Origin of the sequence: Pseudomonas sp. NPDC096925, from assembly GCF_044762545.1 — a bacterium.
Classification (GTDB): domain Bacteria; phylum Pseudomonadota; class Gammaproteobacteria; order Pseudomonadales; family Pseudomonadaceae; genus Aquipseudomonas.
Map to the genome: position 1 here is coordinate 306,958 of NZ_JBIWEM010000006.1, position 18,666 is coordinate 325,623.

Here is an 18,666-nt window from a genome sequence, read left to right on the forward strand (position 1 = left end):
GATTCTTCGCGGCTAAAGCCGCTCCCACAGGGTACGCGGATTGCCTGCAATTTCAGTAGCCCGTCTAGCGGGCTCCCGCCACGAACCCACTGCGCCGCCCAGCCCACGCCAGCAGCCAGGCCAGCGCGATCAACCCCAACACCACCCCACCAAACCACTCCACCCCTGCCCCGCTCAGCAACAACCCGCCAATGATCCCGCCCAGGGCGATGGCGCTGTTCCACACCGTGACCAGCATCGACTGCGCCACATCACCACCCTCGCCCGCCGCATCGGCGCAGGCGGTCTGCAGCAGGGTTGGCGCACCGCCGTAGGTCACGCCCCACAAGGCGATGCTCAGGTACATCGCCCACGACGACGCCTGCCCCAACACCAGCGTCGCCAGGGCGAAACCGGCCAGGCTCAGCAGCACCAGGGAACGCAGATAACGGTCGACCAGCAGCCCCACCAGGCCAATCCCGGCCAGGGCCGCAAGGCCGAACACCATCAGCACCAGGCCGATGTCGGCAGCCATGCCGGCCGCCGCCAGCAGCGGCACGATGTAGGTGTAGAGCACATTGTGGCCAAGGATCCAGCTGAGGATCACCAACAGCACGATCACCACCCCCGGCGTGCGCAACACCTGCAGGGCCGCAGGCCGCTTGCCGGTGGCGAGCCCCGGGTAGTCCGGCACCGACCGCAGTACCCAGGCCACCAGCAGCAGCGCCGCCAGCGTGACCACCACGAAAGTGGCGCGCCACCCCAACCCCGCCCCCAGCCAGGTGGCGATCGGCAGCCCGAGCGACAAGGCGATGGGCTGGCCGAGCATCGCCACGGCCATGGCCCGGCCCTGCAACGCCACCGGCACCATGCGCCGCGCATGCCCGGCAATCAACCCCCAGGCCAACCCGGCCGCGGCGCCAGTGCAAAAACGCAGCACCAGGGTCACAGCGTTGGAAGTGGACAAGGCAGTCAGCCCGTTGAACAGCACGAAACCGACGATCGCCAGCAGCAGCGCGCGGCGGCGGTACCAGCCCTGGGTCAGGGTCACCAACGGGATGGCGGTCAGCAACGAGCCCAGGGCATACGCCGTGACCCATTGCCCGGCCATGGCTTGGCTGATGTGCATGCCATCGGCGATCTGGTCGAGCAGGCCGGCCGGCAGGGTTTCGCTGAGGATGGCGATAAAGCCGGTCATGGCCAGCGCCAGCAGCCCACTGAGGGGCAAGCGTTCACTGTTGGCGACCAGCAGCGGTGCGGAGGATGTCTGGGACATTGCAGATGCCTTGAATGAGAAACGAGGCGGACAGTCTGCAAGCCGAGGCCATTACGGAAAAAGGCGGTTACAATGCCGTTCACCCAGGACATCAATGTCCGCAATCAGGAATACGGCATGGACAGCCTCAGCGGCTTCGTGGTCTTCAACCGTGTCGCCGAAACCCGCAGTTTCGTCGCTGCCGGCCAATCGCTGGGCATCAGTGCCTCGGCCGTGGGCAAACGTGTGGCGCGCCTCGAAAGCCGCCTGGGGGTGCGCCTGTTCCACCGCAGCACGCGCAGCATCACCCTCACCGCCGAAGGCACGTTGTTCCTTGAGCGCAGCCGGCGCATCCTGGCCGAGATCGAGGCCACCGAGCAGGCGCTCTCCCAAGCCAGCGCGACCCCGAGCGGTCGCCTGCGGGTGAGCATGCCGCAGGTCACCGGGCTGGTGATGCCGGCGCTGGCCGAGTTCATGGCGCGCTACCCGCAGGTGGAGCTGGACCTGGATTTTTCCGACCGCATGGTGGATATCGTCGGCGAAGGCTTCGATGTGGTGATGCGGGGTGGGCAACCGGTGGACTCGCGGCTCAACGCCAAGTTCCTGGGGCACTTCCAGCACTGCCTGGTGGCTTCGCCCGAGTACCTGCGCGAACGCGGCACGCCGCTGCACCCGCGCGACCTGGCGGCACATACCTGCCTGCATTACCGCTTCCCCAGCAGTGGCAAGCTGGAAACCTGGCCGCTGCGCCAGGAGCACCCCGAGCAGGGCTACGACATCCCCATCTCGATGGTCTGCAACCATGTCGAGACGCGCGTCTGCTTTGCCGTCAACCACCGCGGCATCACCTGCCTGCCGGATTTCACCGTACGCCGCGAACTGGCCAACGGCGCGCTGGTCAGCGTGCTCGACGACTTCATGGAACGGCGCGGTAGCTTCTACCTGCTATGGCCGTCCGGGCGGCAGATGCCGCCGAAATTGCGGGTGTTCATCGACTTCATGCTCGAGCGCGTGTTCAACCGTACAGGTAATTGATGTCCTTGCAGACCAGCGGCGGCACCTGGCCAAGCAGGAATTCGCGCAGCTTGTGCATCTGCCGTGCCTTGGGGCTGGCCTTGAGCCAGGTCATGTAATAGCCGTCACCCGTAGCCACCGCATGCCTGAACGGCGTGACCAGGCGCCCGGCCGCCAGGTCGGCACTGGCCAGCACCAGGTCGACCACCGAAATACCCAGGCCTTGCTGGGCGGCCGAGATGCCCTGGTCGAGGGTATCGAACACTTGCCCGTGGTCGATACTGATGTCCAGCGCGTCCATGCGAGCCAGCCAGCGCCGCCAGTCACGGCGGTCGGGGGACGGGTGCAGGAACTCGCACTGGGCCAGGTCGGCCAGGGCCGGCTGTGCCTGGGTCATGTAGTCCGGGTGGCACACCGGGATCAGCCATTCATCGAACAGTTTGAAACTCTCGATATCGGCGGGAAAACGCCCGTTGGCAAGGAGGATTGCACAGTCGTAGGGCTCGGAATAGAAGTCCACGCTGTCGATGTCCATCCACACGCTGGACAGCTGCACGCTGCAGTTGTCCTCGACCTTCTTGAACGCATCCAGCGCCCGCAGCAGCCAGCGCACGGTGAGCGTGGACGGCGCCTTCAGACGCAGGCCGTAGCGGTCCTGGCGCAGCAGGGCGCAGGCGTTTTCGATGATCTTGAAGCCAACCTTGAGTTCCTGCGCCAGCAGGCGACCGTGCTCGGTCAGGGCCAGTTTCGGCCCGCGGCGTTCGAACAGATCGCAGCCGAACATGGCTTCGAGGGTCTTGATGTGGTGACTGACGGCGCCCTGCGTCAGGGCCAGCTCTTCCGCGGCACGGGTAAACGAGCCATAGCGAGAGGCCACCTCGAAGGCACGCAGCGCGTGCAAAGCCTGAATCCTTTCCGACATGGCGAAGCCCCGAGCATGAGTAAGACTAATAGTAGGTCATAGTTCCACGCGTTTTACAACGTCAAGGGCGTCTTGGAAAATGCCGGTAAATAACAAACATAACCAAGATCCTGCCTGCATGTGACTGGAACGTTCATCTAAATTAACGCCTGGGGAAATCATGCTTACGGGTTATGGAACTTGCTATCGCCTGGATGCGCTAGAGCTGGCCGCCGAACATGTCGGGAACACGCGACACTGGACCTACAATGCCGTAGAGCATTTTCGCAGCACCCTCGCCAACCCCGAATTCCCCTGCCTGTTCGGCCGCAAGGCGGTAAACGGCGCAACCTGCCACATCCTCTTCGCCCGCGCCGGGCAGCTGGCCGATGACATCGCCCTGGGCCTGGCCGACTACGTGCGCACCGTCGCTCCAATCCAACCCAAGCAGCGTATCGGCAGCCCGCTGGTCGTGTTTCTGGAAACCGCTGCCAACTGCACCCTCGCCGAGCAACAGGCACTGGCCTGGAAGGTGTTGCGTGGCGTACATGCGCGCGACCCGCAGCCTTGGCCACACGGCATCCCGACCGACCCCGACGACAGCACCTGGTCGTTCTGCTTTGCCGGCATGCCGCTGTTCATCAACATGAATTTCCCCGGCCACCAACAGATGAAAAGCCGCAACCTGGGGCCACACATTACCTTCGTCATCAACCCGCGGGCGAACTTCGACGAAGTGGCCAATGCCAATACCGAAAGTGGCAAACGTATCCGTGAACGCATCCGCGAGCGCGTACACCATTACAACGACGGTGTCATGCCCGACACCCTTGGCTTTTTCGGCGATGCCGACAATTTCGAGTGGAAGCAATACCAACTGCAGGAGGCCGGGTCGCTCAACCCGTCCCGCTGCCCGTTCCACGCCCATGCCGTACACCCGGCAACACCTGAAATACTGATCGAGAACTGACCGTGAATACCGCACTCACTGCCACCTATGCCCTTACCGTCCTGCTACTGATCGCCACACCCGGCCCGGTAGTGGCGCTTATCATCAATACCGCAGCCGCCTCCGGCTCGCGCAGAGCCATGTTCACCGCCATTGGCACCAATTGGGCATCACTGGTGCTGATCGGCGCCGCGGCCTGGATCATCCTCACCAGCGCCGCCATCGACAAGGCCTGGCTCAGCGCCATGAGCCTGCTCGGCTGCCTGTTCATCGGCTACACCGCCGTGGGCACCCTGAGGGACGCCCTGCAGGCGCCTGCGACCGAGGCGCCGGGCGAACTCGCCAAGCCAGAGCGCAGCGGGCTGTTGCAAGGCTTCATGGTGGGCATTTCCAACCCGAAAGACATCATCTTCTTCATCGCCTTCTTCCCGCAGTTCATCCAGATCACCGAGTCGTTCGGCAAGAGCATGGTGGTGTTGTCGCTGCTGTGGGTGGCCATCGATTTTGCTGTGCTCAGCCTTTACATCTTCGCCATCGGCAAGATCGCCTCGCAACGCAGCAACCGCATGATCAGCCTGGCCTCGGGCGTCGCCCTGCTGCTGATCGCCGCCGGCGGCCTGCTGTACAACCTCAAGGAACTGGCGGCCTGATTGTGATGCAAAGTGCCCGCTGCAACATGAGGGAGAGATCATGACCGCGAGTGACACGAGCCCGTCGCCTTCGCCGTTGCAACAGGACTACCAGCGCTTTCTGCTGCTGGGCAGCCGGCGTGCACCGCACACCGTGCATGTGCACGAAACCGGCTACCGTTCCGGCACCATCAACACCGACGCCCTGGGCCTGCGCTACAGCCACTGCGCCGGCAAGCGCTTCTCGGCGGCCGAGCGCGGTGGTGCCGCGCGCATCAACCTGCTGGTCGGCGGCTCCACCGCCCTGGGCATCGGCGCCAGCTCCGACGAACACACAGTGGCCTCGCACCTGTCGATGCTCACCGGCGAAGTCTGGCTGAGCCTGGCCGGCTGTGGGCTCAATGCCAGCCAGGAGCTGCTGATGTTCCTCACCCATCAGCACCGCCTTGGCCAGCTCGGCCACGTGGTGGTGCTCAGCGGCCTCAACAGCCTGGCCCATGAAGCCCTCTGCGAAGTCCTCGCCAGCCTGAACGGTCCACAGCACGCCAAGGCCTACCAGGACTTTCTCAACAGTTTCAGCGAAGGCATGCAGCCCATGTCGGCTCCGCGCCGGCAATCGCTGTGGCAGCGTATCGGCCAGGCCTTGGCCGCGCCCCCGGTCGCACCACCTGCCACCTGGCCACTGTCGCCCCCGGAAAAGCGCCTGGCTCGTGCCGCCGACAACATTGGCCGGACCTTGCGCCAATGGGAACGACTGCTGGCAGACAGCCATTCCACCCTCACCTTCATCCTGCAGCCGTTGCTGCCCTGGTGTCGGGATAGCCTGCCCGCTGGCGAGCAGGCCATGCTGGATGCACTGCAGCGAAAACCGGCGAATTTCGACCGGCTGCTGGACGGCGCGTTCGACAGCCAGTTGCACTCGGCCTTCTTCCGCCGCATCAAGAGCCAGGCCGACCCGGTCCCCTGCTACGACATGAACTGCATGCTCAGCAGCTCGCCGGTATTCGGGGCCGACTTGTTCATCGACCGCCTGCACCTGAATGACCTGGGCAACAATGCCCTGGCAAAGGTCATAACTGCCAAGCTTGGCCTGGCCCAGGAAAAACATGCCCAGCGCAAGGTCACGCCGATCAAGCTCGTCTGACAGTTGCCGGGTGGTCTTCCGGCCAGGCCCATTGGGTGGCTAGAATATGCCGTCGTTCCGATCTGCCCGAGGCGCACGCTTGACCGCCATGAACATCGAAGCCATCCATCATCAGTGCCTGGCACCCTGTGAGGCTTGCCTGTGAGCTGCATGCTTCGCCTGCCCCCCCTGCTGCTCGCTCTGATGCCGCTGGCCGCACACGCGCTGGAAGTGCGCATCGACCCTCATGCCGACCTGCTCTACCGTCAGGCCTTGCCCCTGCTGGAGCAGGCCGACAGCCAGGACGACAGCGCCAGCACGCTGCGCACGGCCGTGGGTGACGACCCGGAGCTTAGCCGCCAGGGCCAGGCCATGGCCCACACCCTGCCGACAGCGGTCGCCTTGCTGAAAAAGTCCGTGGCGCTGGGCCACCCGGTCGCACAGTACCGCCTGGCGCTGTACTACATGACCTACCTGCCCGCCGCGCAAATCCCGGATGCCGCCTGCCCGCTGCTCGAAGCCAGCCTCAAACAGGGCTTTGCCGCACCGGCGCCGGCCATCGCCACCTGGTGCCCGCCCTACAACGTCAGCAGCGAGTACCGCACTGCACTGGAGGCCATCCCCAGCATGGCCACCGTGTACGCCCCCTACTACCCGCAACCGGCCACGCGCCTGGCCTGCAACCGCAGCCGGCCACAAGGCCTGGAAATGCTATGGGGGCGCCAACGGGACTATCAGGCCGAGGTATACCGACTGCTCGGCGACCTCGACCCGCAGCACCGCCAGAGCCTGCTGCAGAAGGCCGTGGATACCAACGGCTGCGTGACGGCGCAGCAGCACCTGACCAGCCGTCCCTGACCCTCACCCGTCGCGATCCTTTGTGGGAGATGGCCCAGCCCTTAGGGCTGCGCTGTCGCGTAGAGAACTGAAATGGCAAGCAGTCCGCGCACCCTGTGGGAGCGGCTTTAGCCGCGAAGAATCCAACGTGGTGCATGGCACCGGCTTCGCCGGTGTTCGCGGGCAAGCCCGCTCCCACAGTGACCGCGTGCGCCTTGAAATCTTGAGCAAGACAGTTGCTCCCACAAGGTGGAGACCAGCAAGATCGTTCAAGCCATCCCCTGCCCCGTCTGGCATGCTGGCCTACCACGTACACGCACTGCAGCCACCATGCCCCACATCGCTCGCCAAGCCTTCCTCCACGGCGCCATCGCCATTCTCCCGTTGTCCCTGGCCGTCGCGCCCTGGGGCCTGCTGGCCGGTTCCATGGCCATCGAGGCCAGCCTCAGTGCCTGGGAAGGGCAAGGGCTGTCGGCCATCGTCTTCGCCGGTGCCGCGCAACTGGTGGCCATCGGCATGCTCAAGGGCGGCGCCAACCTGGCGTCGATCCTGTTGACCACGCTGCTGCTGACCTCGCAGCACCTGTTGTACGGTCTGTCGATGCGCCCGGTACTGTCCAGCCAGCCGCTGCGCTGGAGGCTGGGCCTGGGCTTCCTGCTGACCGACGAGTTCTTCGCCCTGACCAGCCAGTACGACCAGCAGCAGTTCAACCGCTGGTACGCCCTGGGGGTGGGCCTGACCTTCTATGTCGCCTGGAACCTGTTCACTCTGGCCGGCATCCTGTTAGGCCAGAACATTCCACACCTGGACCAGTTCGGCCTGGACTTCTCCATCGTCGCCACCTTCGTCGCCCTGATCGCCCCGCTGGTACGCAACCTGGCCACAGTGGTGTGCGTAGCCGTGTCGCTATTCTGCTCGGTGCTGTTCAGCTACTGGCACTGGGAGACCGCCCTGGTGGCCGCAGGCCTGCTGGGCATGAGCGCCGGCTTCATCTGCCAGAAATTTGCCGGAGCCCGCGCATGACCTGGATCCTGATTTTCGCCATGGGTGCCATCGTATTCCTCAACCGCTATGCGTTCCTGGAGCCGCGCCTGCCCATGCGCCTGAGCTCCAACGCCCGGCAGTTCCTCGGTTTTGCCGTGCCGGGCATGCTCACCGCCATCTGTGGCCCTATCATCTTCATGCCCGACCACCAGCTGAACCTGAGCCTGCTCAACCCCTACTTGCTGGGTTCACTGGTGGCCATCGCCCTGGTGCTGTTGACCCGCAGCGTGTTGCTGAGCATGCTGGTGAGCATGTTGATCTTCTTCCTCCTGCGCAGCTGGCTGGCATGAGCACGCCCCTGCGCGAGCAGACACACCTCTGGCAGGCGCCGGCACTTGGCGACGTCGAAATGCTGCACGCGCGCTACTTCCAGCAGCGGTTCGCCCCGCATGTGCATGAAGGCTATGTGTTCACCGTGATCGAGTCGGGCGCCCAGCGCTTCTGGCATCGCGGTAGCGAGCACCTGGCGCCGGTCGGCAGCATGGTGCTGATCAACCCCGACGAGCTGCACACCGGCGCTACCGCCCACGAAGCGGGCTGGCGCTACCGCGGCTTCTACCCGGAGCACGAGCGGGTAACCGGGGTGCTCGACGAACTGGAACTGGGCCGCCACGGCATGCCCCGCTTCAAGGACAGCGTGATCAACGACCCGGCCCTGGCCAGCGCCTTCAGCCAGTTGCACCAGCTGTCCGAAGCAGGCGCCAGCGCCCTGCAGCAACAGACCGCCTGGCGCCAGGCAGTGCTGGCCCTGGTGCAGCGCCACGGGCAATGCGCCGAACCTGCGGCCCCCGGCCACGAACCGCTGGCCGTGGCCCGCGCCCGCGAACTGCTGGAAAGCCAGCTGGCCGACCCGCCCTCGCTCGAAACCCTGGCGGCGGCGGTCAACCTGTCGCCGTTCCATTTTGCCCGGGTATTCCGCCAGGCCACTGGCCTGCCGCCGCATGCCTGGCTGAAGCAGCGGCGCCTGGCCCGTGCGCGGGAAATGCTCAAGCGTGGCTGGGCGGCCTCGGAGGTGGCGTTCGACCTGGGCTTTGCCGACCAGAGCCATTTGAGCCGGCAGTTCAAGCAGGCCTACGGGGTGACGCCAGGGGCCTATCGCAGCGCCTGCCTGCAGGGCTGAACTGCGACAGCCGGCCTCAGGCAGGCCGGCCAGCCACTGCTACACTGACAAGGCTGAATGGAGGATCCTGCCATGTCCGAAAGAGAGCTCACCACCCTCCTGTCGCTGATGAACCAGCGCCAGGCCTGCCTGAGCAGTGCCTGCAAGGAGATAGCCGACTGGATCGACCGGCAGGGCGACGTGCCCGCCGCCGGCAAGATCCGCGCAAGTCTCAAGGCCCTGGAGGCCGACGAGGCCCAGGTCCGCAAGACCTTGACCTCGCTGACCCTCGACAGGCCGCTGCCCAGGTTTCGCAGCTGATTGAAATATGGGCCCGCTCCCACAGGGCGCAAAGCGCCCTGAAGGGTTCAGCCTGTCAGTGCTTCATGTGCATGTGATCATGCCCACCGCCCGCCTCGGCGTTGAGCGCACGCACGTCGGCCTGCACGTCCAGGGTTTCCTTGGCCCCCTTGGCATCCTCGATGGTCAGGGTCAGCGGCACTTTGTCGCCTTCCTTCACCTGGTTGTTCAGGCCCATCAGCATCACATGCAGGCTATTCGGGTCGAGGGTCACCGCCTTGCCGGCTGGCAACTCGACCGCCTTGACCTCACGCATGCCCATCACGTCGCCGTTCATGGTCATCTCGTGCACCTGCACGGTCTTGGCCACGGGCGAAGCCACGGCCACCAGTTTGCTGTCGCTGCTGGCGGTCAGGATCATGAAGGCACCGGTGGACTGCTGGTGCGGCACAGTCGCACGGACCCAGGCATCGCTCACGGTGGTCTGGGCCAGGGCCGGCAGCGCCAGGCCCATCAGGACCAGGGCAGCCAGGCCGTGCTTGATCGGTTGTATCGACATTCAGCAGATCTCCATCAGGGTGACCAGGTCTTCGGCGCATTCCTTTGCAGTCAGGGAATGGCCCAGGCTCAGGCGCAGGGTGCCACGCGTATCGTAGACGTAGCTGGTGGACGAGTGAGAGACGGTATAGGTATCACCGGCCGGGACTTTCTCGTAGAACACCTTGAATTCCTTGGCCACCGCAGCGATCTCCTCGGGGGTGCCGGTCAGCGCGGTGAACGACGGGTCGAACGCCTTGACGTAGGCATCGAGCACTTCGGGGGTGTCGCGCTCCGGGTCCAGGGTAATCAGCACCACCTGGAACAGGTCGCGATCGCGGCCGCGCAGCAGCTGGCGGATTTGCGCCGCGCGCGCCAGGGTAGTCGGGCACACCGCCGGGCACTGGGTGAAACCGAAGAAGATCATCGGCATGCTGCCGTAGAAACTCGACAGGGTGCGCACATTGCCTTGGGTATCCTTGAGGCTGAACTTGCGCCCAAGGATTTCGTTGCTCATGTTCTTGCCGTGCTTGAACTCGAGCCCCCGGGCCGGGCTGCAGCCTGCCAGCAGGCCAAGCCCGAGAACGCCCATCCCGGCGACAACTGCGCGCCGGGTATACAGATCATTCATGAAACCATCCTTTACAGGGAAGGTGCCGGCCCTCGGGACGGGCCGGTCGAAAAACCGGGGCATTCTGGCACGACACCCCGAGGGGTTCTACCCGACGAAGGCGAGGATCGGCTGCAGCCCTTTGAATACGGGCTGCGGCCTGTTGTCGCAGGGGTTGAAACAGTAACACTTTGTTGCTAAGGAAGTGGGTTCAACGCGATCCCTGTAGGAGCGCGTCAGCCTCAGTAGTAGGCGTTCTCTTTCTGGCTGTGGTCAGTCACGTCACGCACGCCCTTCAGCTCGGGAATACGCTCGAGCAGGGTGCGCTCGATACCTTCCTTCAAGGTCACGTCAGCCTGGCCGCAACCCTGGCAACCACCACCGAACTGCAGCACGGCAATGCCATCATCGACCACATCCACCAGGCTCACCTGGCCGCCGTGGCTGGCCAGGCCAGGGTTGATCTCGGTCTGCAGGTAATAGTTGATGCGCTCGTTGATCGGGCTGTCTTCATTGACCATCGGCACCTTGGCATTCGGCGCCTTGATGGTCAGCTGGCCACCCATGCGGTCGGTGGCGTAGTCGACCAGTGCGTCTTCCAGGAACGGTACGCTGACCGCGTCCAGGTAAGCGGTGAAGCTCTTCAGACCCACGGCGGTATCGTCAGGCTTCTCTTCGCCCGGCTTGCAGTAGGCAATGCAGGTTTCGGCGTACTGGGTGCCCGGCTGGGTGATGAAAATGCGAATGCCGATGCCAGGCGTATTCTGCTTGGAGAGCAGATCGGCCAGGTAGTCATGGGCGGCGTCGGTAATGGTTATAGCGCTCATGTAGGTTCCTCACAGACTTGCGGCCAAGTGTACGCCAACCCGGCCTTCGAACAAAGTCCTAGTATTTGACTCGGGAAAGCGCATATTCAGGGGGCTGCCCCCGTGGCGCCGCCAGCCAGGCCTGCATGCGCCGGTACAGGCCGCGCTCCAGCCACTGGTAGCTGAACCACGACATTAGTCCAATGGACGGCACGCACAGGGCGAACACCAGGTATGGGTTCAACTGCAGGCGCTGGCTGGCGAACCAGCCGGCATACAACACCAGCACATGGATCAGGTACACCGAGTACGAACAGTCGCCCAGCGCCTTGAGCAGCCGGTTACCGCGCAGCAGCGGCTCCAGGGCGACGAAGGCCAGCACGATCATTGCACTCGGCACGCCCCAGTGCAGCAAACGCCGGGAAGCGTCCAGGTGGTAGATGGCCAGGCCTGCCACCGCCAGCAACGCCAACGGCAGCCAGCGGCCATGGCGAATCAGCCCGCGACGGTGCAGCACGCCCAGGCCGATGCCGAGCAGGAACTCGTAGATGATGTCGTTGCTGTAGAAGCGGCTGAGCACGCCCAGCCGGCCCAGTACCTCGCTGGCCAGCAGCAGTGCGGCGGTGACCAGTAGCTGCTGATGACGCTGGCGCACCAGTAAAGCCAGGCCGAACAGCAGGTAGAAGAACATCTCGAAGTTCAGCGTCCAGCCCACGTTCAGGGTCGGGTACAAGCCGTAGCCACCAGGGTTTTCCGCCGGGATGAACAGCAGCGACAACAGCAGGTGGTGCCAGGTGAATGCCTGGTGCGGCAGCCACTGGCTGAAGGCCAGCAGCAGGGTTGCCATCAGCGCCGTGTAGAACCAGTAGGCCGGGACGATACGCAGTGCCCGGTTGAGCAGGAACTGGCGGGGCTCGATGGCTTTGTCGCAGGTCGACAGGTAGATGACCAGCCCGCTGATGACGAAGAAGATATCGACGCCTGCGGCGCCGCGGTCGGTGAGCAGTTGGCCGATGGGGCCGGTGGCATGGAAGTCGAAGAAGATCTGCATGAAATGGTGGCAGACCACCACCCAGGCGGCGAACGCCCGCAGTGCCTGAAGCGAATACAGCATGGAGTACCCTGCGATTGCCGGTGCATTGAGGCCCAGGCTCGGATGCAGGGGCGAGCGCTACGCGCTCGTTCGCGGGTAAACCCGCTCCCACAGGGTTAGCGCTGACCTCGAGAGTGGTGCCATACCTGTGGGAGCGGGTTTACCCGCGAAGGGCTGCAAAGCAGCCCCCTTGCAATCGATCAGGACCACCCAGCAAGTCCGACCGCAGGGTAATCGGAAAGGTCAGCCCGACCGATCAGAGGTTCTCGTAGCGGTTCATGTCCAGCACGCCCGCCTCGACCGGCTCGGTTTCCCTGATGAAGCTGTTCAGGTCATGGAAGTAGCGCCAGAACTCAGGGTGACTACGTCGCACGCCCCAGCGCATGACGATACGCTCGAACTTCGCCGCATCATCCTTCGCATACTCCATGTCCTCGACGAACTCCGGCACATCCTTGGTCGGGATGTTGAAGATGAAGTTGGGGTAGCTGCTGAGCACGCCGGGGTACAGGGTCAGGGTATCGAGCCCCGGCTGGTAGCGGTACGCCTCGCCCAGCAGGAACGCCACGTTGCTGTGCGCGCGGTTGCGCAGCAGGCTGTACACCTGGCGCTGGCCGCCCTGCCCTTCGATGCGCAGCATGGTCGCTTCGGGCAGCTGGTTGATCACCTTCAACCCGGCAGCCGGGCGCGACACCAGGCGGCTGAGCGACTGCTCGGCATTGCGGAACTCTTCGCTCACCTGCGGCCGTGAACAGAACGCGCCCTGGCAGCGGTTGATCGGGTCAGGCGCAGCATTCAGGCTGCCGGTACGCTGCAGAAGCTTCAGGCCGAAGTCGCGCTTGGGGTTGCGCGGGTCGAGCTGGATACCGCTCGGGGTGTCGGTGTCGATGTCTTCATAATCCATCCACATCTTCACCTTGCCGCTGTTCTGGTACCAGTCGCCGAGGATCGCCTTGCGCTGGTCGGCCGGCATCAGGCGCAGGAAGTTGACCTCGGCGCCGTTGCGGATCAGGTCGAAGTAAAGGCGCGTCTGCAACTGGTGCGAGACGTTGCCGAACACATCGAAGTTGACCGCCAGCTGGTAATAGGTGCGCTCGAACAACGGGTAGTCGAACAGCCACACGGTCAGCGGCACGTCACCGATCAGGCCCTTGGTCACCGAGGCGCTGTCGAAGTGGCGGAAGATGCTCAGCAACGCGTTGTCGTTACCGGCCCACAGCGTCGCCCAGCCCGGCGCCGGCATGTCGGCATAGGCTTCGCGACGCAGTTTTTCGTACTCGTTGCGCTTGTCGCGGTAGGCGTGCCAAAGACTCAGCACGCTGCCCACGTCATCGATCTGCCCAGGCATGGCCAGCAGCGGCGTGGCCTCGCCACGGTACTTGGCATCGGTAATGTAGCGGTCGTGGGCCGGCTCCTGGAACAATGCCCAGAAGTTGTCGCGGATCACGTCAGTGGCAATCTGCCCACGGCATACCGGGCCACGGATGAAGGTGCGCACGAAGTACTCGGCGTTATCCAGCATGAACTGGTAGCGCGCCACTGCCGGGATCGCTTCGAAGGTTTCGAACGGGTTGGCCCGGTGGCGCGGGCCATAGCCTGGCAGTGCAGTGGCATGCCAGTCACCGGCATAGAACAGTTGCTTGACCCGCTTGAGCTTCTGCGGCCCCATCGGGTAGGTGATGTGCGTCTTGTGCACGATCACGCCCTGCACCGGGACCAGCCGGTAATAGAAGTCGGTGCCCGGCGGGTCGTTGGGGCGGCGCGTGGCGATCAGGTCGACCGGCTGGCCGCTCGGGGTGCGCGAACGTACCCACTGGAAGAAGTGGCCCTGCTCGCCACCGACGAAGTAGATATGCGCCAGGAACAGGTGCTCGTACAGCCAACGGCCAACCAGTGCCTCGGTGGAACCCGGGCGGTTGAGCAGCTCTTCCCAGTCGGCGATCTGCTTGGCTTCGGCCGCGCTCGGCTTGATCGACTGGTACTCGACCGGCGCACCGGCGGCCAGCCAGCGGCGCATGGTGTCGTATTCCTTGTCGGTCAGCCCGGTCACCGCCAGCGGCATGCCTTCCTTGGGATGGGCACCGGCATAGGCATCGAACTCATGCGGCAACGGGCACATGTTGTTGCGGTTCAGGCCCAGGACAATTTCCTCGGGCAGCTTGGCGTTGGGCGTGAGCGGGGTCTTGTGCCCCAGCTCGAGCATGCGCGCCATCAGCGCGGCCTGGCTGCCCTGGTTGTCGAGCACCGAGTAGAAACCCTTCTTGCGCCATTCGCCCTCGCTGTGGGCGTCGTAGAACAGCCGCGTGGTAGGCACTGCCTTGCTGCGCTCGCCCTGGTACACCGGGACCTTGCTGGCCCCGCGCACCGCGCCTTCAGGGCTTTCCAGCTTCAGCTGGCAGGCGGCGTCGTTGCAGGCGTGGCAGGCCACGCATTTCTCGGTGAAGATCGGTTGAATGTCCCGGGTGTAGGAAACAGCCGGGCTCGACTGGGGGGCTTGCCCGAACGCCACACTGCTGATGAGCAGGGCGAAAACGCCGGCAAGAATACGATGCACCATGTGCGGAAAGTCCTGGGTATTGAAAGCCATCACGATTTGTTGACTGGTCGTCCTTGGGGTGCCGTGCCTTGCCGACGCCCGCCCAACATGAGCCATTTTCATGCAAATGGGCGATGTGCCTAAAATCTGCGCAGCTTTGTTATGATTCTGCACCTTCTGAAATTTGCCCGACCAGGTAGTTCCTATGTCCGACCGCAGCGCTCGTCTCCAAGCACTCCAGAACGCACTCAAAGAGCGCATCCTGATCCTCGACGGCGGCATGGGTACTATGATCCAAAGCTACCGCCTCGAGGAACACGACTATCGTGGCACGCGTTTCGCCGATTGGCCAAGCGATGTCAAGGGTAACAACGACCTGTTGCTGCTCAGCCGCCCGGACGTGATCGCCGCCATCGAGAAGGCCTACCTGGATGCCGGCGCCGATATTCTCGAAACCAACACCTTCAACGCCACGCAGATTTCCCAGGCCGACTATGGCATGGAATCGCTGGTTTACGAGCTGAACGTCGAGGGCGCGCGCATCGCCCGCCAGGTGGCCGATGCCAAGACCCTGGAAACCCCGGACAAGCCGCGCTTCGTCGCCGGCGTGCTCGGCCCTACCAGCCGCACCTGCTCGATTTCCCCGGACGTCAACGACCCCGGCTACCGCAACGTCACCTTCGATGAGCTGGTAACGAACTACATCGAGGCTACCCGCGGCCTGATCGAAGGCGGCGCCGACCTGCTGCTGATCGAGACCATTTTCGACACCCTCAACGCCAAGGCGGCGATCTTCGCCGTGCAGCAGGTGTTCGAGGAAGACGGCATCGAACTGCCGATCATGATCTCCGGCACCATCACCGACGCCTCGGGCCGTACGCTGTCGGGCCAGACCACCGAAGCGTTCTGGAACTCGGTGCGCCACGCCAAGCCGATTTCCGTGGGCCTGAACTGCGCCCTTGGCGCCAAGGACCTGCGCCCGTACCTGGAAGAGCTGGCGACCAAGGCCGACACCCATGTCTCGGCCCACCCCAACGCCGGCCTGCCGAACGCCTTCGGTGAATACGACGAAACCCCGGCGGAAATGGCCGTGGTGGTCGAGGAATTCGCCGCCAGCGGCTTCCTCAACATCATCGGCGGCTGCTGCGGCACCACCCCGGGCCACATCCAGGCCATCGCCGAGGCCGTGGCCAAGTACAAGCCGCGCGAGATTCCGGAAATCGCCAAGGCCTGCCGCCTGTCGGGCCTGGAGCCGTTCACCATCGACCGCCAGTCGCTGTTCGTCAACGTCGGCGAGCGCACCAACATCACCGGCTCCGCCAAGTTCGCCCGGCTGATCCGTGAAGAGAACTACACCGAAGCCCTGGAAGTCGCCCTGCAGCAGGTCGAGGCCGGCGCCCAGGTAATCGACATCAACATGGACGAAGGGATGCTCGACTCCCAGGCCGCCATGGTCCGTTTCCTCAACCTGATCGCCGGCGAACCGGACATCTCGCGCGTGCCGATCATGATCGACTCGTCCAAGTGGGAAGTGATCGAAGCCGGCCTGAAATGCATCCAGGGCAAGGGCATCGTCAACTCCATTTCCATGAAGGAAGGCGTCGAGCAGTTCAAGCACCATGCCCGCCTGTGCAAGCGCTATGGCGCTGCCGTGGTGGTGATGGCCTTCGACGAGGTCGGCCAGGCCGATACCGCCGCGCGCAAGAAGGAAATCTGCCAGCGCAGCTATGACATCCTGGTCAACGAAGTGGGCTTCCCGCCGGAAGACATCATCTTCGACCCGAACATCTTCGCCGTCGCCACCGGCATCGAAGAGCACAACAACTACGCCGTCGATTTCATCGAGGCCTGTGCCTACATCCGCGACCACCTGCCCCACGCCCTGAGTTCGGGCGGTGTGTCCAACGTGTCGTTCTCGTTCCGGGGCAACAACCCGGTGCGTGAGGCGATCCACTCGGTATTCCTGTATCACGCCATCCAGAACGGCCTGACCATGGGTATCGTCAACGCCGGCCAGCTGGAGATCTATGACGAAATCCCGGCTGCACTGCGTGAAAAGGTCGAGGACGTGGTGCTCAACCGTACCCCGCATGGCACCGACGCGCTGCTGGCCATCGCCGACGACTACAAGGGCGGCGGCGCAACCAAGGAAGTGGAAAACGAAGAGTGGCGCTCGCTGCCGGTGGAAAAACGCCTGGAGCACGCGCTGGTCAAGGGCATCACCGCGTTCATCGTCGAAGACACCGAAGAATGCCGCCAGCAGTGCGCACGCCCGATCGAGGTGATCGAAGGCCCGCTGATGAATGGCATGAACGTGGTCGGCGACCTGTTCGGCGCGGGCAAGATGTTCCTGCCCCAGGTGGTGAAGTCGGCCCGCGTGATGAAACAGGCGGTAGCACACCTGATCCCGTTCATCGAAGCCGAGAAAGGCGACAAGCCGGAAGCCAAGGGCAAGATCCTGATGGCCACGGTAAAAGGCGACGTGCACGACATCGGCAAGAACATCGTCGGCGTGGTGCTGGGCTGTAACGGCTACGACATCGTCGACCTTGGCGTGATGGTGCCGGCCGAGAAGATCCTGCAAACCGCCCGCGACGAGAAGTGCGACATCATCGGCCTGTCCGGCCTGATCACGCCGTCACTGGACGAAATGGTCCACGTTGCCCGCGAAATGCAGCGCCAGGGCTTCCAGTTGCCGCTGATGATCGGCGGCGCCACCACCTCCAAGGCGCACACCGCGGTCAAGATCGAGCCCAAGTACAGCAACGACGCCGTGGTCTACGTCACCGACGCCTCGCGTGCGGTGGGCGTTGCCACCCAGTTGCTGTCCAAGGAGCTGAAAGCCGGCTTCGTCGAAAAGACCCGCCAGGAATACGAAGAAGTACGCGAGCGCACCGCCAACCGCAGTGCCCGCACCGAGCGCCTGAGCTACGCCCAGGCCATCGCCGCCAAGCCGCAGTACGACTGGGCTGGCTACCAGCCAGCGGTACCCTCCTTCACCGGCGTCAAGGTGCTGGAAGACATCGACCTGCGCACCTTGGCCGAGTACATCGACTGGACCCCGTTCTTCATCTCCTGGGACCTGGCTGGCAAGTTCCCGCGCATCCTCACCGACGAAGTGGTCGGCGAGGCTGCCACGGCGCTGTACAAGGATGCCCGCGAGATGCTCGACAAGCTGATCGACGAAAAACTGATCAGTGCCCGAGCGGTGTTCGGCTTCTGGCCGGCCAACCAGGTGGCCGATGACGACATCGAAGTCTATGGCGACAACGGCCAGGCACTGGCCACCCTGCACCACCTGCGCCAGCAGACCATCAAGCCGGACGGCAAGCCCAACTGGTCGCTGGCCGACTTCGTCGCGCCGAAGGCCAGTGGTGTCACCGATTATGTCGGTGGTTTCATCACCACCGCTGGCATCGGTGCCGAGGAAGTGGCCAAGGCCTATCAGGACAAGGGCGACGACTACAGCTCGATCATGGTCAAGGCCCTGGCCGACCGCCTGGCCGAGGCCTGTGCCGAATGGTTGCACGAGCAGGTGCGTAAAGAGCACTGGGGTTATGCCCGCGACGAACACCTGGACAACGAAGCGCTGATCAAGGAGCAGTACCGCGGCATTCGCCCGGCTCCCGGCTACCCGGCCTGCCCGGACCACACCGAGAAGGAAACCCTGTTCCGCCTGCTTGATGGCACTGCCATCGGCGAGACCGGGCCGAGCGGTGTGTTCCTCACCGATCACTTCGCGATGTTCCCGGCGGCGGCGGTCAGCGGCTGGTACTTTGCCCACCCGCAGGCGCAGTACTTTGCCGTGGGCAAGGTCGACAAGGACCAGATCGAGCGTTACAGCGCGCGCAAAGGCCAGGATGTGAGCGTGAGCGAGCGCTGGTTGGCGCCTAACCTCGGGTACGATAGCTAAGACCGCGTTGGCTTCTTCGCGGGCTTGCCCGCTCCCACAGG

Annotated in this window: 17 protein-coding genes; 10 read left to right on the forward strand and 7 right to left on the reverse strand. The window is 64.1% G+C overall.

The window, feature by feature from the left end; translation table 11 throughout:
* Positions 1-64: 64 nt before the first annotated feature.
* A complete protein-coding gene (locus tag ACIQYU_RS18700; RefSeq protein WP_241106484.1) occupies positions 65-1,255 on the reverse strand; it encodes an MFS transporter in 1,191 nt (396 codons plus the stop codon).
* A gap of 117 nt (positions 1,256-1,372) precedes the next feature.
* Here ACIQYU_RS18700 and ACIQYU_RS18705 point away from each other — a divergent pair, with 117 nt between their 5' ends.
* The gene (locus tag ACIQYU_RS18705; protein WP_207837440.1) at positions 1,373-2,269 is read left to right on the forward strand and encodes a LysR family transcriptional regulator; all 897 of its coding nucleotides are present in this window, start codon (positions 1,373-1,375) and stop codon (positions 2,267-2,269) included.
* On the opposite strand, the gene ACIQYU_RS18710 is transcribed toward ACIQYU_RS18705, so the two are convergent.
* Positions 2,250-3,170, reverse strand: coding sequence for a LysR substrate-binding domain-containing protein (locus ACIQYU_RS18710; RefSeq protein ID WP_207837402.1), 921 nt, complete (start codon positions 3,168-3,170; stop codon positions 2,250-2,252). The two genes, ACIQYU_RS18705 and ACIQYU_RS18710, sit on opposite strands and share 20 nt — an antisense overlap.
* Before the next feature lie 160 nt (positions 3,171-3,330).
* On the opposite strand from ACIQYU_RS18710, the gene ACIQYU_RS18715 reads away from it, so the two are divergent.
* The 8 genes from ACIQYU_RS18715 (at position 3,331) to ACIQYU_RS18750 (ending at position 9,151) form a co-directional block, all read left to right on the forward strand.
* Positions 3,331-4,119 (forward strand): YqcI/YcgG family protein, encoded by a 789-nt coding sequence (locus ACIQYU_RS18715; RefSeq protein ID WP_207837405.1) that lies wholly within the window; start codon positions 3,331-3,333, stop codon positions 4,117-4,119.
* A gap of 2 nt (positions 4,120-4,121) precedes the next feature.
* Positions 4,122-4,748, forward strand: a complete 627-nt coding sequence (locus tag ACIQYU_RS18720) for a LysE family translocator (protein ID WP_207837408.1) — start codon at positions 4,122-4,124, stop codon at positions 4,746-4,748.
* Positions 4,749-4,788: 40 nt separating this feature from the next.
* Entirely contained in the window at positions 4,789-5,871 is a 1,083-nt protein-coding gene (locus ACIQYU_RS18725; RefSeq protein WP_207837412.1) for a hypothetical protein, read from the forward strand.
* 141 nt (positions 5,872-6,012) lie between these two features.
* Entirely contained in the window at positions 6,013-6,708 is a 696-nt protein-coding gene (locus tag ACIQYU_RS18730; protein WP_207837413.1) for a sel1 repeat family protein, read from the forward strand.
* Positions 6,709-7,017: 309 nt separating this feature from the next.
* A complete protein-coding gene (locus ACIQYU_RS18735) occupies positions 7,018-7,710 on the forward strand; it encodes an AzlC family ABC transporter permease (RefSeq protein ID WP_207837415.1) in 693 nt (230 codons plus the stop codon).
* Positions 7,707-8,021, forward strand: coding sequence for an AzlD domain-containing protein (locus ACIQYU_RS18740; RefSeq protein WP_207837417.1), 315 nt, complete (start codon positions 7,707-7,709; stop codon positions 8,019-8,021). The genes ACIQYU_RS18735 and ACIQYU_RS18740 overlap by 4 nt, the downstream gene beginning before the upstream one ends.
* Positions 8,018-8,851, forward strand: coding sequence for an AraC family transcriptional regulator (locus tag ACIQYU_RS18745; RefSeq protein ID WP_207837419.1), 834 nt, complete (start codon positions 8,018-8,020; stop codon positions 8,849-8,851). The genes ACIQYU_RS18740 and ACIQYU_RS18745 overlap by 4 nt, the downstream gene beginning before the upstream one ends.
* A gap of 72 nt (positions 8,852-8,923) precedes the next feature.
* On the forward strand, positions 8,924-9,151 hold the full coding sequence (locus ACIQYU_RS18750; protein WP_003250422.1) for a hypothetical protein: 228 nt from the start codon (positions 8,924-8,926) through the stop codon (positions 9,149-9,151).
* A 55-nt stretch (positions 9,152-9,206) separates the two neighbouring features.
* On the opposite strand, the gene ACIQYU_RS18755 is transcribed toward ACIQYU_RS18750, so the two are convergent.
* From ACIQYU_RS18755 to ACIQYU_RS18775, 5 genes are all read right to left on the reverse strand, one after another.
* Complete coding sequence (locus ACIQYU_RS18755; protein WP_233687900.1) at positions 9,207-9,689, reverse strand: copper chaperone PCu(A)C; 483 nt, start codon at positions 9,687-9,689, stop codon at positions 9,207-9,209.
* Positions 9,690-10,298 (reverse strand): SCO family protein, encoded by a 609-nt coding sequence (locus ACIQYU_RS18760; protein ID WP_063914066.1) that lies wholly within the window; start codon positions 10,296-10,298, stop codon positions 9,690-9,692.
* Positions 10,299-10,519: 221 nt separating this feature from the next.
* Positions 10,520-11,104: a Fe-S biogenesis protein NfuA gene (gene nfuA, locus ACIQYU_RS18765; RefSeq protein ID WP_003250416.1), complete on the reverse strand. Its 585-nt coding sequence runs from the start codon at positions 11,102-11,104 to the stop codon at positions 10,520-10,522.
* Positions 11,105-11,162: 58 nt separating this feature from the next.
* A complete protein-coding gene (locus tag ACIQYU_RS18770) occupies positions 11,163-12,197 on the reverse strand; it encodes an acyltransferase (RefSeq protein ID WP_207837423.1) in 1,035 nt (344 codons plus the stop codon).
* Positions 12,198-12,432: 235 nt separating this feature from the next.
* Positions 12,433-14,733, reverse strand: a complete 2,301-nt coding sequence (locus tag ACIQYU_RS18775) for a fatty acid cis/trans isomerase (RefSeq protein WP_233687899.1) — start codon at positions 14,731-14,733, stop codon at positions 12,433-12,435.
* Positions 14,734-14,917: 184 nt separating this feature from the next.
* On the opposite strand from ACIQYU_RS18775, the gene metH reads away from it, so the two are divergent.
* Positions 14,918-18,625 carry a methionine synthase gene (metH, locus tag ACIQYU_RS18780; RefSeq protein ID WP_207837427.1) on the forward strand — a complete coding sequence of 1,236 codons (3,708 nt, stop codon included), beginning with the start codon at positions 14,918-14,920 and terminating at the stop codon, positions 18,623-18,625.
* Positions 18,626-18,666 lie beyond the last annotated feature (41 nt).

Excerpts from the sequence above, each read along its gene's own strand:
- ACIQYU_RS18735 (WP_207837415.1), top strand. The coding sequence starts at position 7,018 with ATGCCCCACATCGCTCGCCAAGCCTTCCTCCACGGCGCCATCGCCATT.
- ACIQYU_RS18775 (WP_233687899.1), bottom strand. The coding sequence starts at position 14,733 with ATGGTGCATCGTATTCTTGCCGGCGTTTTCGCCCTGCTCATCAGCAGT.
- nfuA (WP_003250416.1), bottom strand. The coding sequence starts at position 11,104 with ATGAGCGCTATAACCATTACCGACGCCGCCCATGACTACCTGGCCGAT.
- ACIQYU_RS18745 (WP_207837419.1), top strand. The coding sequence starts at position 8,018 with ATGAGCACGCCCCTGCGCGAGCAGACACACCTCTGGCAGGCGCCGGCA.
- metH (WP_207837427.1), top strand. The coding sequence starts at position 14,918 with ATGTCCGACCGCAGCGCTCGTCTCCAAGCACTCCAGAACGCACTCAAA.
- ACIQYU_RS18710 (WP_207837402.1), bottom strand. The coding sequence starts at position 3,170 with ATGTCGGAAAGGATTCAGGCTTTGCACGCGCTGCGTGCCTTCGAGGTG.
- ACIQYU_RS18740 (WP_207837417.1), top strand. The coding sequence starts at position 7,707 with ATGACCTGGATCCTGATTTTCGCCATGGGTGCCATCGTATTCCTCAAC.
- ACIQYU_RS18700 (WP_241106484.1), bottom strand. The coding sequence starts at position 1,255 with ATGTCCCAGACATCCTCCGCACCGCTGCTGGTCGCCAACAGTGAACGC.
- ACIQYU_RS18715 (WP_207837405.1), top strand. The coding sequence starts at position 3,331 with ATGCTTACGGGTTATGGAACTTGCTATCGCCTGGATGCGCTAGAGCTG.
- ACIQYU_RS18750 (WP_003250422.1), top strand. The coding sequence starts at position 8,924 with ATGTCCGAAAGAGAGCTCACCACCCTCCTGTCGCTGATGAACCAGCGC.
- ACIQYU_RS18755 (WP_233687900.1), bottom strand. The coding sequence starts at position 9,689 with ATGTCGATACAACCGATCAAGCACGGCCTGGCTGCCCTGGTCCTGATG.
- ACIQYU_RS18770 (WP_207837423.1), bottom strand. The coding sequence starts at position 12,197 with ATGCTGTATTCGCTTCAGGCACTGCGGGCGTTCGCCGCCTGGGTGGTG.
- ACIQYU_RS18705 (WP_207837440.1), top strand. The coding sequence starts at position 1,373 with ATGGACAGCCTCAGCGGCTTCGTGGTCTTCAACCGTGTCGCCGAAACC.
- ACIQYU_RS18725 (WP_207837412.1), top strand. The coding sequence starts at position 4,789 with ATGACCGCGAGTGACACGAGCCCGTCGCCTTCGCCGTTGCAACAGGAC.
- ACIQYU_RS18760 (WP_063914066.1), bottom strand. The coding sequence starts at position 10,298 with ATGAATGATCTGTATACCCGGCGCGCAGTTGTCGCCGGGATGGGCGTT.